This is a genomic window from Nocardioides sp. Z24_21 (assembly GCF_058134345.1).
This window is the reverse complement of sequence record NZ_JBYTTH010000001.1, coordinates 1,236,141-1,249,182: the sequence shown is the minus strand read 5'-3', so window position 1 is coordinate 1,249,182 and position 13,042 is coordinate 1,236,141. Positions and strand designations below refer to the sequence as shown.

The window sequence follows — 13,042 nt, the reverse complement described above, 5'->3', positions numbered from 1 at the left end:
CGGTGCGGGTCAGCGCGCCAGCACGGCCGGGCGCGTCGGGCGTACGTCCGCCAGCCGCGCGGCCACCGCGTCGCCGAACGCGCGGTGCCCGCCCGCGGTGAGGTGGAGCCGGTCGTCGAGGTAGTCGAGGTCGAGGTCGCCGGTGGGGACGTAGGGCACGCCGTAGAGCGCGGCGAGCCGGGCCAGCTGCTCGTCCACCCTCGGCACGGCGCCCGCGCGCAGCGGAGCGCTCGCGGGGCCGACGACCACCACGTGGTGGCCTCGCAGGTCGGCCATCAGGGCGCGGAAGCCGCGGTCGATGGCGCGGGCGGGCTGGTCGTAGTCGTTGAGCCCGCCGGCGACGACGACGAGCTGTGGACGCACGCCCAACGCCGTCGGAGCGCGGTCGTGGAACGACACGCGGCCGCAGCCGCTGGCCCGGGCACTGAAGCCGGAGCCGGAGAAGCCGCGGACGTGCACCTCGCCGGGGAGGCGACTCGCCCACGACCCGACCGGGTCGTCCAGGCCGAGCCCGACGGACCACGAGTCGCCGACCACGAGCACGGGGGAGCCGTCGCCGGTCACGGCGCGCGCGCGCTCGCGGGCCTCGACGCGGTGCTGCTGGCACCGGGACGGGCCGGCGCCGGCGACGTCGGCGACGTAGAACGCCAGGAGGGCGGCGAGCAGCAGCACGACTCCCGAGGCGCCGGCGACCCGGCGCGGGCTTCCTGCCTGCGGCACAGGACAAGTGTGCGCCCACGGCCCGGCCCCGCGCAGCGGAAAACCCCTGAGATTCCCCCGACTCCCGGCCTAGGGTGTCCACCCATGACGACGGACCCGCTGCTGGCGGCCTACGACGAGCAGCTGCGCACCGACGCCGAGATGGCCGGGGCGCAGGGCGTACGACGCGAGGGCCCGCTGTGGTGGGGGGTCTTCGAGCACGGCGGCTTCGTGTCCTACCGCGACCTCGGCGGTGTCGAGGGCGACGACCTCGACGCGCTGATCGCGCGCACCGTCGCCCACTACCGCGACGACACCGACGTGACGTCGTTCGAGTGGAAGTCGCGCGGCCACGATTGCCCGGCCGACCTCGGCGCGCGGCTCCTCGCCCACGGCCTCGCGGCCGAGCCGCAGGAGACCGTGATGATCGGCGAGGCGGCGCTGCTCGACGTCGCGGTGCCCCTCGCGGACACGGCCGAGGGCCCCGTCGTGCTCCGCCGGCTGGAGCCGGGTCCGACCGCCGCCGCCGACGTCGCCCGGATGCTCGCCGCCCAGGAGTCGGTCTTCGGCAACGGCCGCGGCCCCTCGCTCGCCGCGACCCTGGCCGAGCTCGAGACCGGCCGCTCCGAGCTCTGGGTGGCCGAGGTCGGGGACCGGGTGGTGTGCGCGGGCCGCCTCACCCCCGTCGAGGGCACCGAGTTCGCCGGGATCTGGGGCGGCGCGACCCTCCCCGAGCTCCGCGGCCGCGGGATCTACCGCGCCCTCGTCGCCGCTCGCGCCCGCTCCGCCCTCCAGCGCGGCATCCGCTACATCCACTCCGACTGCACCGACATGTCCCGCCCCATCCTCGAGCGCTCCGGCCTCCGCGCGGTCACCACCACCACGCCCTACGTCTGGTCCCGCTGACCTGCCGGTCGGCTGTCTGCTGCCGGGTTGCCCTGGTGCCCCTGGTGTGCCCTGGTGTGCCCTGGGGTGCCCTTGTCGGAGTCCCCGCTCGAGCGGGGACTCCGACACCTGGAGGCGGTTGCAATCCCCTCCAGGTGTCAGACTCCGCCGACACGTCGGGGTCCGCGGCCGGCCGGAGCCCGGAGGCCGGCCGGGTCAGAGCGGCGTGTAGTCGATCTCGAGGAAGTCGGCGACCTCCGGCACCCACCGCTCCGCGACGAACGCGGTGTGGACCGGGTGCTCGGTGTAGCCGTCGTACGCCGCCTGGTCGGCGAACTCCATCGAGAAGCCGAAGGTGAAGTCGTTCTTCGCGCTGGTCTGGCGCAGCTGCTCGTACGCCGTGACGCCGGGGACGTCGGCGAGCGCCCGGGCGGCGGCCAGGAAGTCGGCCTCCTCCGCGGAGCCGGGGGCGTGGTGGAGCCGGAAGGCGACGGTGTGGCGGATCATGCGCGCAAGGCTAGAGCGATCCACGTCACATCACGAGTGCGCCGATCGGGGAACATCTGGGTGCGCCCTGCGTTGTACCCCATGAACAGACTTGAGTCAGATCGACTCAACTGTTTTGCCTCCTCCGTGGACCACACGGCAGGATGGCACGCAGACTCACCGTCATCCACACGCAGGAGGTAACACCATGGCTCGAGCGGTCGGCATCGACCTCGGCACGACCAACTCCGTCGTCGCCGTTCTGGAGGGTGGCGAGCCCACCGTCATCGCCAACGCCGAGGGTGCCCGGACGACCCCGTCCGTCGTCGCCTTCACCAAGTCCGGCGAGGTCCTCGTGGGCGAGGTCGCCAAGCGTCAGGCGGTCACCAACGTCGACCGCACCATCCGGTCCGTCAAGCGCCACATGGGCGAGGACTGGTCGGTCAAGATCGACGACAAGACCTTCACCCCGCAGCAGATCAGCGCCTTCGTGCTGCAGAAGCTCAAGCGGGACGCCGAGGCCTACCTCGGCGAGACCGTCACCGACGCGGTCATCACCGTGCCGGCCTACTTCTCCGACGCCCAGCGCCAGGCCACCAAGGAGGCCGGTGAGATCGCGGGCCTCAACGTCAGCCGCATCGTCAACGAGCCCACCGCGGCCGCGCTGGCCTACGGCCTCGACAAGGGCGAGGACCAGACCATCCTCGTCTTCGACCTCGGTGGCGGCACGTTCGACGTGTCCCTGCTCGAGATCGGCGAGGGCGTCGTCGAGGTCAAGGCGACCTCCGGTGACAACCACCTCGGCGGTGACGACTGGGACAACCGCATCGTCGAGTGGATGGTGAAGAAGTTCAAGGACGCCAACGGCGTCGACCTCGGGGCCGACAAGATCGCCAAGCAGCGCCTCCAGGAGGCCGCGGAGAAGGCGAAGATCGAGCTGTCGTCCTCCAGCGAGACCACGATCCACCTGCCCTACATCACCCACGGCGAGTCCGGCCCGCTCCACTTCGAGGAGAAGCTGACCCGCAGCGAGTTCCAGAAGCTGACGGCCGACCTGCTCGAGCGCACCAAGGCGCCGTTCCAGTCGGTGCTCAAGGACGGCGGCGTCGCGGTCAAGGACATCGACCACGTGGTGCTCGTGGGTGGCTCCACCCGCATGCCCGCCGTGGCCGAGGCCGTCAAGGACCTGCTCGGCGGCAAGGAGCCCAACAAGGGCGTCAACCCCGACGAGGTCGTGGCGCTCGGCGCCGCGCTCCAGGCCGGTGTGCTCAAGGGCGAGGTCAAGGACGTGCTGCTCCTCGACGTCACTCCGCTCTCCCTCGGCATCGAGACCAAGGGCGGCGTGATGACCACGCTCATCGAGCGCAACACCACCATCCCCACCAAGCGGTCGGAGATCTTCACCACCGCCGACGACAACCAGCCGTCGGTGGAGATCAAGGTCGCGCAGGGCGAGCGCCAGATGTGGTCGCAGAACCAGCCCCTCGGCAACTTCGAGCTGACCGGCCTCCCGCCGGCCCCCCGCGGCGTGCCGAAGATCGAGGTCACCTTCGACATCGACGCCAACGGCATCGTGCACGTCTCGGCCAAGGACCAGGCGTCCGGCCGTGAGCAGTCGATGACGATCTCCGGTGGCTCGGCGCTCAGCAAGGACGAGATCGACCGCATGGTCAAGGAGGCCGAGCAGTACGCCGAGGAGGACGCCCGGCGCCGCGAGGCCATCGAGGCCCGCAACCAGGGCGACCAGCTCGTCTACACGACCGAGAAGTTCCTCGCCGACAACGCCGACAAGCTCCCCGACGACGTGAAGACCGAGGTCCAGGCCGACGTCGACGCCCTCAAGGAGACCCTGGCCAAGGAGGACGCGTCCTCCGAGGAGATCACCGCGGGCATCACCAAGCTGGGCGAGTCCAGCCAGAAGATGGGTGCCGCGATGTACGCCGCCGCCGAGGCCGACCAGGCCGCCGCGGGCGGCACCACCGGGGCCACCGGTGAGTCCGACGACGACGTCGTCGACGCCGAGATCGTCGACGAGTCGACCGACGGCGCCGCCGAGGGTGAGTCCAAGTGACGCAGCGCCCCGACGAGCCCATGACGGGCACCGAGGCGACCGACCTCCCGGAGGGGGAGCCCACCGCGGCTCCCTCTCCGGAGGGCTCCGGCGGCTTCGGCGCCGCCGCGGGCGAGGCCCCCGCCCAGACCGAGGTCGAGGAGCAGGTCGCCGGTGACGCCGTCGCCGGTGACGCCCCCGGCACCGCCGAGGAGCGCCCCGACGGCCCGGACGACGCGGGCCAGGACGACGGGGAGTCGCTGAGGAAGGCGGTCGCCGACCTCACCAACGACCTCAAGCGCGTCCAGGCCGAGTACGCCAACTACCGCAAGCGGGTCGACCGCGACCGGCAGTTCGTCGCCGAGTCCGCGGCCTACAAGGCGCTGACCCCCGTGATCGAGGTCCTCGACACCATCGACCGTGCCCGCGAGCACGGCGAGCTCGAGGGTGGCCTCAAGGCGGTGGCCGACCAGCTCGAGCGGGTGGTCGCCGCGGCAGGCCTGGTGCGCTTCGGCGAGCCGGGTGACGCGTTCGACCCGACCATGCACGAGGCGCTGAGCAACATGGGCGCCGACCCTGCCGTCGAGGTGACGACCGTCAAGCACGTCGCCAAGGGCGGCTACCGGATGGGCGACCGCGTCGTGCGGGCCGCCCAGGTGCTCGTGGTCGAGCCCGCCGACGCCTGACCCGGCGCCGGCCGATGTCGCGATCGAGCACACGCACCGATGACCACGTCGAGGACGAAGGGAGGTTGATCCGTGGCTGACAACGAAGGTTTCCGCAACGACTGGGCGACCAAGGACTTCTACCAGGTCCTCGGCGTGGCCAAGGACGCCAGCGCGGCCGACATCAAGAAGGCCTACCGCAAGCTGGCGCGCGCCAACCACCCCGACTCCAACCCGGGCGACGAGGCCAAGCACGAGAAGTTCAAGGCCGTCGCCGAGGCCTACGACGTCATCGGCGACGAGGCCAAGCGCGCCAAGTACGACGAGTTTCGCGCGCTGCAGGCCCAGGGCGGGTTCGGCACCGGCATGGGCGGCGGCTTCGGCGGCGGTGGTGGCGGGTTCGGCGGGGGCGGCTTCAACCTCGACGACCTGCTCCGCGACAGGGCCGGCGCCGGCGGTGGGATCGGCGACATGTTCGGCGACCTCTTCGGCGGCGCCCAGCGCGGCCGTGGCCAGCAGCCGCGGCCGCGTCGGGGAGCCGACGTGGAGAGCTCGGCCACGATCGGGTTCACCGACGCGCTCGACGGCGTGACCGTCTCGCTCCGGCTCACCTCCGACTCGGCCTGTCCGACGTGCCAGGGCACCGGCGGCAAGCCGGGCACCCGGCCGCACATCTGCCCCGAGTGCGAGGGCGCGGGATTCGTCGTGTCCGGCACGGGCGGGGCGTTCTCCATCAACGAGACCTGCCCCGCCTGCGGCGGCCGTCAGCTGGTCTACGACGAGCCGTGCCCGACCTGCCACGGCAGCGGTCGCGGCACCTCCTCGCGCACGATCCAGGCCCGGATCCCGGCCGGCGTCAAGGACGGCGCCCGGATCCGGCTCAAGGGCAAGGGCGCGCCGGGCGAGAACGGCGGACCCGCCGGCGACCTGTTCGTCAAGGTCAAGGTCACGCCGCACCGCGTGTTCGGTCGCAAGGACGACAACCTCACCATCGACGTGCCCGTCTCGTTCGACGAGGCCGCCCTCGGTGCCGAGGTGAAGATCCCGACCCTCGGGGGCGCGCCGGTGACCCTCAAGATCCCGGCGGGCACGCCCAACGGACGCACCTTCCGGGTGCGCGGCAAGGGCGCCACCCGGCGCGACGGCAGCAAGGGCGACCTGTTGGCCACCGTCGAGGTCCAGGTCCCGGCCCACCTCGACCCGACCGCTCGCGAGGCCCTCGAGGCCTACCGGGCGGCGACCGCCGGCAAGCCGCTGCGAGCAGGGCTCTTCGACTCATGAGCGGGGCGCTCCACCCCCCTTCGCCCGACGCGGCGGTGTACGTCATCTCCGTGGCGGCCGAGCTCACCGGCCTGCACCCGCAGACGCTGCGCGCCTACGAGCGGATGGGGCTGATCCGGCCCGGCCGCACGGGGGGCGGTGGGCGCCGCTACTCCCACCGCGACATCGAGCGGCTGCGCGAGATCGCGGAGCTGACCCGGGCCGGCATCGGCATCGAGGGAGTGCGGCGGATCATGGACCTCGAGCGGCAGGTCGACGACCTCCGCGCCCGCAACGCCGAGCTCGACGGCGAGCTCGAGGCCCTGCGCCGCGGGCTGGCCTTGCGGGCGGCCGCCCGCTCGGACAACAAGCTCCCCGTGCGGCACCAGTCCGTCAGCCAGTCCCTCGTCGTCTGGCGCCGCGGGTCCTGACGTAGCTCCCGCCATCGACGTCGACGCGCCCCAGCGGGGGCACGACGCGTCGCCGGCCGACCTAGCGGCCTGGCTCGCGGCGCAACCGGCCCCGGGTGTCGCGGCCTGCCGCTACTGTGCGCGGGGTGCGGCAGCGCAATCTCGAGACGGCGGACCGGTGCGCGTCACCGGTCGGCCTCTCCGGGGCTACCCCGGGGACCACCGGATCGTTCGGGCACGGCACCGCGCGCGACTCGCTGCGCTCCGCTGCAGGTCATCGCGCGCACGACGGGACAGGTCGGGCTGCGCTGCCGCACCCCCGTCCGGCCCACGGGTCGGCCGCCGGATGAGGTCCGACCTGGCGCGCGCCCTGGCGGCCGCCTTCCTCGCCGGTGAGTGGACCCATGAGGGCATGGTCGCGAGCGGGACGACCGTGCTGGGTCGCCGGGCGCGGTGGCTGCCGCCGCTCGTGCGCCAGACGCTCGCGCTCTACCCGCGCGCACCGCTCGACCGTCCCCGGGAGCTCGCCGCCAACCTCGCCTCGCGTCCCGCGGCGGCGAAGGCACAGCGCGCGGTCCCCCTGGTGCGACCGGTCGTCGCCACGCAGATGGCAGCCAACCGGTGGCGGCTGCCGGTGCTCGACGACCTCGCGGACGTGGCGTCGTTCGTGCGCCTCAGCGCCGCCGACCTCGACTGGTTCGCCGACCCGCGACACCTGGCGCGCAGCGCCTCCGAGGTCCGCCTCCAGCACTACCGCGTCAGCCACCGTGTCGCACCCAGCGGGGCGATCCGCGTGCTCGAGGCACCCAAGCCGCGACTCAAGGCCGTGCAGCGCCGGCTGCTCCACGAGATCGCCGCCCTCATCCCGCCGCACGACGCGGCCAGGGGCTTCCGGCCCGGGGGCTCGGTGCGGTCCTACGCCGCACCCCACGCCGACCGGAGCGTCGTCCTGCGGCTCGACCTCGAGGCGTTCTTCGCCAGCGTGACCGTCTCCCGCGTCTACGGCATCTGGCGCACCGCCGGCTACCCGGAGCCGGTCGCGCACTGCCTGGCCGGGCTCGTGACCAGCGTCCTGCCCCTCGCGCAGTGGCGGGCCGTCCCGCCGCCGGCCGACGACGGGCTGCTCGACGCCCACTGGCGCCTCGGCCGCCGCCTGGCCGCGCCGCACCTGCCGCAGGGTGCGCCCACGTCGCCGGCGATGGCCAACCTCGCGGCCTTCCGGCTCGACGTGCGCCTCACGGCGCTGGCCCGGTCGTGGGGCGGGCGCTACACGAGGTACGCCGACGACCTGGCGTTCTCCGGCGAGCGCGGGTGGGGCACCGGCACCTCGCGCCTGATCGACGCGATCGAGGCGATCGTCCGGGACGAGGGCTTCCGCCTCAACGCCCGCAAGACCGGCGTGATGCCACGCGCCGGCCGGCAGACGCTCGGCGGTCTGGTCGTCAACGAACGCCCGAAGGTCGCGCGCCACCAGGTCGACGTGCTGCGGGCGATCCTGCACAACTGCCACCGGCACGGTCCGAGCACGCAGAACCGCGACGACGTGCCGGCCTTCGAGGACCACCTGCGCGGCCGGATCGCCTGGGTGGCCCAGCACGACCCGGTGCGCGGACGCCGGCTGCAGGACGTCCACGACGCGATCGACTGGAGCCGGTGACCACCCTCGTCCGCTGCTGTCGGTGCGAGCGCGTAGGTTCATCACGTGAGTGAGCGAGCGACGACCAAGCGATGAGCAGGCGATGAGCAAGCGATGAGCAAGCGATGAGCAAGATGGACAACCTGCGTGCGATGCGCGAGGCGAAGTACGCCGAGGCGCAGAAGCGCTCGAGCTCCGCGCCGGCGCGCCCGAGGGCTGCGGCGCCCGTCGCGCCGCCTGCTGCGGCTGCGAGGACGCCGGCCAGGTCGGCAGCGCAGCCGGAGGTCGGGGCCGACCAGCCGGCGACCGAGGAGCTGTGCGGCCACCGCAACATGAGCGGGCGCACCTGCACCCGCGAGCAGGGCCACCCGCAGAAGAGCCACCGCTACTCCTGAGCCCGCTGCGCTCAGGCGCTGAGCGCCGCGGCCGGCACGCCGGTCGGGTGCGGCGCCGGCTCGCCGCGCAGCTCCGCGACCTGGGCCACCAGCGTGGCCATGACCTCGTCGGCGAGCCACCGCACCGTCGCCTCGTCGGCGATCGGGCCGTCGGCGACGCCCGCGAGGCGGCGTACGTCGATGGGCTCGCCGACCGCCACCCGCACGCGCGGGCGCAGCACCGTGTTGCGCAGCAGCCGCCGCACCACCCCGCTCGTGCCGACGACCTGGTGGGCGCCGACGAGCGCGACCGGCACGATCGGCGCCCCGGTGCGGAGCGCGAGCCTGACGGCACCGGTCTTGGACCGCTCGGGCCAGTGCTGCGGGTCGCGGCTGATCCGACCCTCGGGGAACAGGCCCACTGCCTCGCCGGCGGCGAGCGCCAGCGCCGCGGCGTCGAGCGAGCCGGCCGCCGCGTCGGTCCCGCGCAGCACCGGGATGAACCCCAGGCGGCGCACGAACGGCCCCACGAGACCGGAACGGAAGACCCCGCTGGTCGCCATCAGCCGCAGTGAGCGGCCGTGGCGGCGTCCGACGAGGGCCAGCAGGATCCCGTCGGCGAAGCTGGTGTGGTTGGCGACGACGATGAGCGGCCCGTCGGGGAGCCGGGTGTCGGGGAGGGCGCGCCGGGTGAGCTCGAGTCGGCTGACCACGGACACGATGGCGCCGAGGAGGCCGGCGGCGACGGCGTAGAGGAGGGCGGCGCGAAGGCCCGGGCGCTGCCAGGTGCTGGGGTCCATGCGCCGAGTGTCGAGCAGCCGCAGGGTGGCGCGCATGAGTACGCGCACCGGTCCTGCCGCCACCACGAAGGCAGTTCGCGACCGCCATCTGGGAGGCCGCGCTCAGCGCGGCGAGCCGGTGGGCGAACTGCCTTCATGGTGTCCGGGAGCGGCTCGCTCAGCCGGGGATGTAGTCGAACGTGTCGGGGTTGGGGCCGGTGCGCCCGGGCTCCCCGCGGTCGAGCCCGGAGATCCGGGCCACCTCGTCGTCGGTGAGCGAGAAGTCGAAGATCTCGAAGTTCTCCCTCATCCGCTCGGGGTTGACCGACTTGGGGAAGACGATGTCGCCGCGCTCGACGTGCCAGCGCAGGGTGACCTGGGCGGCCGACCGGCCCTTCGCCTCCGCGATCTCGGTGATCACCGCGTCGTCGAGCACCGCGCCCTGCGCGATCGGCGACCACGCCTCGGTGGCGACGCCGTGGGAGGCGTTGGCGGCGCGGACCGCGTCGTTGGTGAAGTAGGGATGCACCTCGACCTGGTTGACGACCGGCACCACGCCGGTCTCGTCGACGATGCGCTGCAGGTGGGCGGGCTGGAAGTTGGACACGCCCACGGACGCGGCCCGCCCGTCCTCGACGAAGGACGCCATCGTGCGCCAGGTCGAGACGAAGTCCCCGTCGTAGCGCGTGGGCAGCGGCCAGTGGATGAGGAACAGGTCGATGCGGTCGAGGCCGAGGTCGGCGAGCGTCTTGTCGAACGCGCGCTCGGCCTCCGCGGGCTCGTGGAAGCCGTTGTTGAGCTTGGAGGTCACGAAGACCTCCTCGCGCGGCACGCCGGACGAGCGCAGCGCCTCACCCACCTCCTTCTCGTTGCCGTACATCTCGGCGGTGTCGATGTGGCGGTAGCCCACCTCGAGGGCGCGCGACACCGCCTCCGCCGTCTCGGCGGGGTCGATCTGGAACACGCCGAAGCCGAGCTGCGGGATGGACGTGCCGTCGTGGAGCTGGATACGGGGAACGGTCATGCCAGGCACAGCCCGTCCGGACCGGGAGGTATTCCGTCGCCCCGCTCAGGAGGGTGGGGCGAGGTCGGTGAAGCGGCGCAGCGACTCGTCCTCGTGGGCGAGCCGGCGCAGGCCGAGCAGGACGGGCTCGGCCAGGATGCTGCCGAGCAGCGCGTAGGTCACCGCCTCGTCGCGGTCGTCCTCCAGCACGCCTCCGACCTCGGCGCGGGCGACGTCGGCCATCGCCGCGGCGTAGCGGGCGAGCCCGTCGGCGGACAGCGGCTGGCCGGCGCGCGCCATCGCGTCGAGCGCCGCGGCGAGCGCCGTCGCGTGACGTCCGTCGACGTCGGCGCGCGAGTCTCGCGCGGCCAGGAGCGCCGCCACCGCCGCGCGGCTCTCCTCCGACGGCGGGATGTCGGGCTCGGGGGACAGCAGCTGGTGGGCGGCGGCGAGGGCCTCGTGCAGCGTGGTGCGGGAGTCGTCGAGCACGGCCAGCACCTGCCGCACCCGGTCGAGCCCGAAGCCGGCGACATCGACCAGCGCCCGGATCAGCCGCAGCCTCCTGACGTGCGCCATGTCGTACGCCGCGCGGGTCGCCCCGCGCGCCTCGCCCCGCGGGAGCAGCCGCTCGCGCAGGTAGAACTTCACGGTCGGCACGGGCACGCCGCTGCGCTCGGCCAGCTCGGCCATCCACATGGAACGTCCTCCTCAGGGGTTGCTTTGGAGACCATACTGTCCAATTATTGGAGAGTCGACTATCCAAAGGGGTCACCATGGAGCCTGCGTCCTACGTCCTGTCCGACGAGTCCCGGATCCTCGCCGGGATCCTGCTGCTCTCGCTGGTGACGGTCGAGACCGGCGGGCTCTACCTGCTGAGGCTCGCGCGCGGCGCGGTCGAGGTGACGCCGTTCCAGGAGAGGTTCGCCCGCGCCGGCCACGCGCACGCCGGGGTGCTGCTCGTCCTCGCCCTGGTGTGCCAGGTGCTCGCGGACTCGACGGCCCAGGCCGGGGCGCTCGACTGGCTCTCGCGCTCCGGCGTGGCCGTGTCCGCGCTGCTGATGCCCGCCGGCTTCTTCTTCTCCTCGATGGGCCCCGGCCGCACGCGACCCAACGGCCTGGTCGTGCTGGTGCTCGCCGGTGCGGCGCTCCTCGCGGTCAGCCTGACGAGCCTGGGCGTCGGCCTGCTGACCGCCTGAGGCGCCTCACGCCCCCCAGCGGCCCGGACGGGACAGCCCGCCGGGAAGGGTGGTCGCGACGTCGCCGAGCGCCGCGTTGACCTGGGGCTGGGTGAGGAACAGGGCGCTCGAGAGGTCGCAGCCCCGCACGTCGGCGTCGCGCAGGTCGGCGCCGAGGAGGTCGGCGTCGCGCAGGTCGGCGCCGCGGAGGTCCGCCCCGATCAGCAGGGCGCCCCGGAAGGTCGAGCCGCGGTGGTCGCCGGTGACCCGCTGCCCGGCCAGGTCGGCGCGCGTGTGGTCCCGCCCGGCGGGCCACGGTCGCCGTACGCGCGCACTGGCCTCGGCCAGCAGCCGCCCGACCCGGTCGTGGAGGGAGTCGAGGTCGGCGAGCAGGATCGTCTCCGGGTCGGCGCCGGTCAGGTCCTCGATCTCGGTGCGGACCGCGTCGGCGGCCGGGTCGGGCGAGCGCCGGGCGACCTCGACGAGGTGGGCGAGCATCTCGTGCAGCTGGCGCATCACCGTCAGCACCGCGCCCATCTCGGCCAGCCGGTGCGGCGGATTGCCGGGCTCGCGCCACGACACGCCTGCGTAGCTCACCTGCGAGACCTGCTGGCCCGCGCCGAAGCACTCGAAGACCGTGCAACCCGGCCAGCCGTCCTCGCGCAGCGTCGCGTGGATGCGGCAGCCGTCGTCATCGAGCAGGTTGAGACACGGGCGCCCGCCCGCCTTGTCGGCGCCGAAGCCGGCGTCGGCGGAGTAGGGCAGCAGGACGCAGCACAGTGCGAAGCAGCGCGAGCAGTCGGAGCTCAACCCGGGTGTCGCCACCCGGGGATCGTCGCACGCGCGTGGTGAGGGACCGGGAGGGTCCTCAGGCGCCGTACCACCCGTGCTGGATGGCGAACGCGTTGACCACGAGGAGGAAGACGAACAGCGCGCCGACCGCTCGGTTGTCGAAGATCAGCTTGCCCATAGCACCACCCTTGCCCGGTTGTTCGCGGAATGAAACAGGCGCTCGGTAAAGATTCTGGCCAGCCTGCCCGCAGGCGGTCGTATCGTGGATGCATGTCGACCCAGGCCCCGACCCCCGCGTCCCCGCTCAAGCTGCAGTTCCCGCAGTCGCTGGCGGTCTACGACGACTACGCCAAGGCGCAGAGGAGCGTGGACTTCCTCGCCGACGCCGACTTCCCGGTCGACCAGCTGATGATCGTGGGCACCGACCTCAAGCGGATCGAGCGCGTCACCGGGAGGCTGACCTGGTCGAAGATCGCCGTCGGCGGGATGCTGTCCGGGCTGTGGTTCGGCGTCTTCATCGGGCTGGTCTTCGCCCTGTTCACGACCGCCAACCTGTGGCAGGTGCTGCTCAGCACGGCGTTCATCGGTGCCACCTTCGGCCTGATCTGGGCCCTCATCGGCTACGCATTCACGCGCGGGCGGCGCGACTTCTCCTCGGTGACGCAGGTGGTGGCGACGAAGTACGAGGTGCTGGTCGAGCACAAGCACGCCGCGCGGGCGCGCGAGCTGCTGGCCGGCCTGCCGGGCGCGCTGCCCGACCCGTTCGCCTGAGCCCCGGCGACCCGAACCCGGCCCGGACCGCTGCCCGAGCGGCAGCCGGGCGGAAAA

Annotated in this window: 15 protein-coding genes; 9 read left to right on the top strand and 6 right to left on the bottom strand. The window is 73.2% G+C overall.

The window, feature by feature from the left end; translation table 11 throughout:
* Nucleotides 1-9: 9 nt before the first annotated feature.
* Nucleotides 10-720 carry an SGNH/GDSL hydrolase family protein gene (locus AC3X7Z_RS06100; RefSeq protein ID WP_186339386.1) on the bottom strand — a complete coding sequence of 237 codons (711 nt, stop codon included), beginning with the start codon at nt 718-720 and terminating at the stop codon, nt 10-12.
* 84 nt (nt 721-804) lie between these two features.
* Between AC3X7Z_RS06100 and AC3X7Z_RS06095 the strand changes: the two genes are divergently transcribed.
* Nucleotides 805-1,605 (top strand): GNAT family N-acetyltransferase, encoded by an 801-nt coding sequence (locus tag AC3X7Z_RS06095; RefSeq protein ID WP_186339385.1) that lies wholly within the window; start codon nt 805-807, stop codon nt 1,603-1,605.
* A gap of 195 nt (nt 1,606-1,800) precedes the next feature.
* On the opposite strand, the gene AC3X7Z_RS06090 is transcribed toward AC3X7Z_RS06095, so the two are convergent.
* Nucleotides 1,801-2,091: a Dabb family protein gene (locus AC3X7Z_RS06090; RefSeq protein WP_186339384.1), complete on the bottom strand. Its 291-nt coding sequence runs from the start codon at nt 2,089-2,091 to the stop codon at nt 1,801-1,803.
* 187 nt (nt 2,092-2,278) lie between these two features.
* Here AC3X7Z_RS06090 and dnaK point away from each other — a divergent pair, with 187 nt between their 5' ends.
* The 6 genes from dnaK (at nt 2,279) to AC3X7Z_RS06060 (ending at nt 8,486) form a co-directional block, all read left to right on the top strand.
* Entirely contained in the window at nt 2,279-4,141 is a 1,863-nt protein-coding gene (dnaK, locus tag AC3X7Z_RS06085; RefSeq protein WP_186339383.1) for a molecular chaperone DnaK, read from the top strand.
* A complete protein-coding gene (gene grpE / locus AC3X7Z_RS06080) occupies nt 4,138-4,806 on the top strand; it encodes a nucleotide exchange factor GrpE (RefSeq protein ID WP_241005235.1) in 669 nt (222 codons plus the stop codon). The genes dnaK and grpE overlap by 4 nt, the downstream gene beginning before the upstream one ends.
* A gap of 72 nt (nt 4,807-4,878) precedes the next feature.
* The gene (dnaJ, locus tag AC3X7Z_RS06075) at nt 4,879-6,066 is read left to right on the top strand and encodes a molecular chaperone DnaJ (RefSeq protein WP_186339382.1); all 1,188 of its coding nucleotides are present in this window, start codon (nt 4,879-4,881) and stop codon (nt 6,064-6,066) included.
* A complete protein-coding gene (locus AC3X7Z_RS06070) occupies nt 6,063-6,476 on the top strand; it encodes a heat shock protein transcriptional repressor HspR (RefSeq protein WP_186339381.1) in 414 nt (137 codons plus the stop codon). Before dnaJ ends, AC3X7Z_RS06070 begins: the two co-directional genes overlap by 4 nt.
* Nucleotides 6,477-6,801: 325 nt before the next feature.
* Nucleotides 6,802-8,112: a reverse transcriptase family protein gene (locus AC3X7Z_RS06065; protein WP_186339380.1), complete on the top strand. Its 1,311-nt coding sequence runs from the start codon at nt 6,802-6,804 to the stop codon at nt 8,110-8,112.
* Nucleotides 8,113-8,216: 104 nt separating this feature from the next.
* Entirely contained in the window at nt 8,217-8,486 is a 270-nt protein-coding gene (locus tag AC3X7Z_RS06060) for a hypothetical protein (RefSeq protein WP_186339379.1), read from the top strand.
* An 11-nt stretch (nt 8,487-8,497) separates the two neighbouring features.
* Here AC3X7Z_RS06060 and AC3X7Z_RS06055 read toward each other — a convergent pair whose 3' ends face one another.
* From AC3X7Z_RS06055 to AC3X7Z_RS06045, 3 genes are all read right to left on the bottom strand, one after another.
* Entirely contained in the window at nt 8,498-9,265 is a 768-nt protein-coding gene (locus tag AC3X7Z_RS06055) for a lysophospholipid acyltransferase family protein (RefSeq protein ID WP_489975329.1), read from the bottom strand.
* A gap of 157 nt (nt 9,266-9,422) precedes the next feature.
* Nucleotides 9,423-10,268 (bottom strand): aldo/keto reductase, encoded by an 846-nt coding sequence (locus AC3X7Z_RS06050; protein ID WP_186339377.1) that lies wholly within the window; start codon nt 10,266-10,268, stop codon nt 9,423-9,425.
* A 45-nt stretch (nt 10,269-10,313) separates the two neighbouring features.
* Entirely contained in the window at nt 10,314-10,943 is a 630-nt protein-coding gene (locus AC3X7Z_RS06045; RefSeq protein ID WP_489975328.1) for a MerR family transcriptional regulator, read from the bottom strand.
* 77 nt (nt 10,944-11,020) lie between these two features.
* Here AC3X7Z_RS06045 and AC3X7Z_RS06040 point away from each other — a divergent pair, with 77 nt between their 5' ends.
* Nucleotides 11,021-11,443, top strand: coding sequence for a hypothetical protein (locus tag AC3X7Z_RS06040; protein WP_186339375.1), 423 nt, complete (start codon nt 11,021-11,023; stop codon nt 11,441-11,443).
* A 6-nt stretch (nt 11,444-11,449) separates the two neighbouring features.
* On the opposite strand, the gene AC3X7Z_RS06035 is transcribed toward AC3X7Z_RS06040, so the two are convergent.
* On the bottom strand, nt 11,450-12,247 hold the full coding sequence (locus AC3X7Z_RS06035) for a pentapeptide repeat-containing protein (protein WP_489975327.1): 798 nt from the start codon (nt 12,245-12,247) through the stop codon (nt 11,450-11,452).
* Between the two features lie 237 nt (nt 12,248-12,484).
* On the opposite strand from AC3X7Z_RS06035, the gene AC3X7Z_RS06030 reads away from it, so the two are divergent.
* Nucleotides 12,485-12,985 carry a YflT domain-containing protein gene (locus tag AC3X7Z_RS06030; protein WP_186339373.1) on the top strand — a complete coding sequence of 167 codons (501 nt, stop codon included), beginning with the start codon at nt 12,485-12,487 and terminating at the stop codon, nt 12,983-12,985.
* Nucleotides 12,986-13,042: the final 57 nt, after the last annotated feature.

Coding starts and splice junctions, on each gene's coding strand:
- AC3X7Z_RS06050 (WP_186339377.1), bottom strand. CDS start 10,268: ATGACCGTTCCCCGTATCCAGCTCCACGACGGCACGTCCATCCCGCAG.
- AC3X7Z_RS06030 (WP_186339373.1), top strand. CDS start 12,485: ATGTCGACCCAGGCCCCGACCCCCGCGTCCCCGCTCAAGCTGCAGTTC.
- AC3X7Z_RS06060 (WP_186339379.1), top strand. CDS start 8,217: ATGAGCAAGATGGACAACCTGCGTGCGATGCGCGAGGCGAAGTACGCC.
- AC3X7Z_RS06040 (WP_186339375.1), top strand. CDS start 11,021: ATGGAGCCTGCGTCCTACGTCCTGTCCGACGAGTCCCGGATCCTCGCC.
- AC3X7Z_RS06090 (WP_186339384.1), bottom strand. CDS start 2,091: ATGATCCGCCACACCGTCGCCTTCCGGCTCCACCACGCCCCCGGCTCC.
- dnaK (WP_186339383.1), top strand. CDS start 2,279: ATGGCTCGAGCGGTCGGCATCGACCTCGGCACGACCAACTCCGTCGTC.
- AC3X7Z_RS06055 (WP_489975329.1), bottom strand. CDS start 9,265: ATGGACCCCAGCACCTGGCAGCGCCCGGGCCTTCGCGCCGCCCTCCTC.
- AC3X7Z_RS06070 (WP_186339381.1), top strand. CDS start 6,063: ATGAGCGGGGCGCTCCACCCCCCTTCGCCCGACGCGGCGGTGTACGTC.
- AC3X7Z_RS06045 (WP_489975328.1), bottom strand. CDS start 10,943: ATGTGGATGGCCGAGCTGGCCGAGCGCAGCGGCGTGCCCGTGCCGACC.
- AC3X7Z_RS06065 (WP_186339380.1), top strand. CDS start 6,802: ATGAGGTCCGACCTGGCGCGCGCCCTGGCGGCCGCCTTCCTCGCCGGT.
- AC3X7Z_RS06095 (WP_186339385.1), top strand. CDS start 805: ATGACGACGGACCCGCTGCTGGCGGCCTACGACGAGCAGCTGCGCACC.